Here is a 2,123-nt window from a genome sequence, read left to right as displayed (position 1 = left end):
ACCAATCTCGGCTCGAACTACATCAACGACTTCCCGAACCGCGGCCGCATGCAGCGCGTCGTGGTGCAGGCCGATGCACGCGACCGCATGCGGACCGAGGACATCCTCAACTACAACGTCAAGAACAGCCGCGGTCAGCTGGTGCCGTTCTCGTCCTTTGCCACCGTGGAATGGGCGCGCGGTCCGACCCAGATCGCCGGCTTCAACTATTACCCGGCGGTCCGCATCTCCGGCGAAGCAAAACCCGGCTTCACCTCCGGCGATGCCATCGCCGAGATGGAACGGCTCGCCGGCAAGCTGCCGCGCGGCTTCGGCTATGAATGGACCGGGCAGTCGCTGCAGGAGAAGCTGTCGGGCTCGCAGGCGCCGTTCCTGCTCGGGCTTTCGGTATTCGTGGTGTTCCTGTGTCTCGCCGCGCTCTACGAGAGCTGGACCATTCCGCTCGCGGTGCTGCTCACCGTGCCGCTCGGCATCGTCGGCGCCGTGGTCGCGGCGATGCTGCGCGGGCTGCCCAACGACGTCTATTTCACCGTGGGCCTGATCACCATCATCGGGTTGGCGGCCAAGGATGCGATCCTCATCATCGAGTTCGCCAAGGATCTGCGGAAAGAAGGCAAGCCGCTGGTGGAGGCCACCATCGAGGCCTGCCGCCTGCGCTTCCGCCCGATCCTGATGACCGGCCTCGCCTTCATCTGCGGCGTGCTGCCGATGGCCATTGCACACGGCGCCGGCGGCGCCAGCCAGCAGGCACTCGGCAGCATCGTCATGGGCGGCATGATCGCGGTGGTGATTTTGGCGCTGCTGATGGTGCCGGTGTTCTTCGTCTCGGTGCAGCGCGTGCTGGGCGGGGATCGGGAGAAGGCGGCGAAGAAGGCCGAGATGTACGGGCCGCCCGCGCCGGCCAAGCCGTAAGGTGAGGTGTCATGCCCCGCCTAGTGCGCAATTGCGCACGGGGGGCGGGGCATCCAGTACGCCGCGGCCTTTCCGTACCCAACAGATGTCTCTGGAATACTGGATCATCCGCCTTCGCGGATGATGACGGTCGGGTTTGCGCCGGTGAGAGGCGGCCACTGAACGCCGGATCGGTCGGCTTGATTTCTCGGAGGCCTCAATCCACACTGCATCCCTGGATTGAAACAACGTATTCGCACCCTGCCCGCGAATGCACAGGCGCCCGCCGATCGAGAGCACGTCATGCGTCCGACTGACATTGCGATCTCGAACTATCGCTCCATTCGGCGGCTCTCCATACCCATCCACCCCTTGTCGGTGTTCATCGGCGAAAATGGAGTCGGCAAGTCCAATCTCTACAAGTCCTTGTCGCTGTTGCGCGACGCGGCGACCGGTCAAATCACCCGCACGATCGCCGATGAAGGCGGATTGAATTCGGTCTGCTGGTCCGGCATTCGCAAAAAAGGCGAAGACGGGCGGCTGCGGCTGTCGGCCACATTCGACAGCATGAGATATTCCATCGAGCTCGGGTTTCCGAGCCCGCTCCAGGCCGCGTTTTCCGGCGAGCCGATGATCAAGGCCGAAACGATCGAAACGACGCGCGGCAAACGCACGGTCAAGCTGATGGAGCGGGTCAATTCGCTCATCAGCGTCCGCGGCGAGAGCGGCGCCTGGAACGCTCACAAGGATGCGGTGCTGCCGTCGGAGACCGCGCTTGCGGCTTTTTCCGACGGCAAGCAATGCCCGGAAATCGACCTGATCAGAAATGCCATGCTGGGCTGGCGATTCTATCATGACTTCCGCACTGATCCGGCGTCACCGATACGAAAGCCTTGTCTCGCGATCGCAACGCCCTCGCTCAGCGCCGATGGCATCGATTTGGCTGCCACCCTGGCGACCCTCTACGTCATTCGGGAAGACGCCAACGACCTGCAGGACGCAATCCAGGATGCATTCCCGGGCGCCGAACTCCGCGCATGGGAAGAAAACGGCAGGTGTGAATTCGATCTGCAATTGCCGGATATGCCGCGGCCGTTCAGGGCTCATGAACTATCCGACGGGACACTGAAATACATCTGCCTGCTCGCGGTGTTCGAGCTATCGCCAAATTTTGGTGACGGCCTGAGCCGGTCAGGCGGCGGCGGTTATGGGCTGACGGTCAGTCGGTTTAG

2 protein-coding genes are annotated in these 2,123 nt (G+C 63.0%); both read left to right on the top strand.

Annotated features, from left to right (window positions below; all coding sequences use genetic code 11):
- The coding region (locus AC0L20_RS39465; RefSeq protein WP_473295583.1) for an efflux RND transporter permease subunit at nt 1–912 on the top strand (912 nt) is incomplete at its 5' end.
- Between the two features lie 282 nt (nt 913–1,194).
- A partial coding sequence (locus AC0L20_RS39460; RefSeq protein ID WP_473295582.1) for an AAA family ATPase occupies nt 1,195–2,123 on the top strand: 929 nt, incomplete at its 3' end.

Source organism: Bradyrhizobium sp. Kon58 (genome assembly GCF_055807455.1).
The sequence above is the reverse complement of the archived record's forward strand: the minus strand, read 5'-3'. Positions and strand labels throughout refer to the sequence as shown.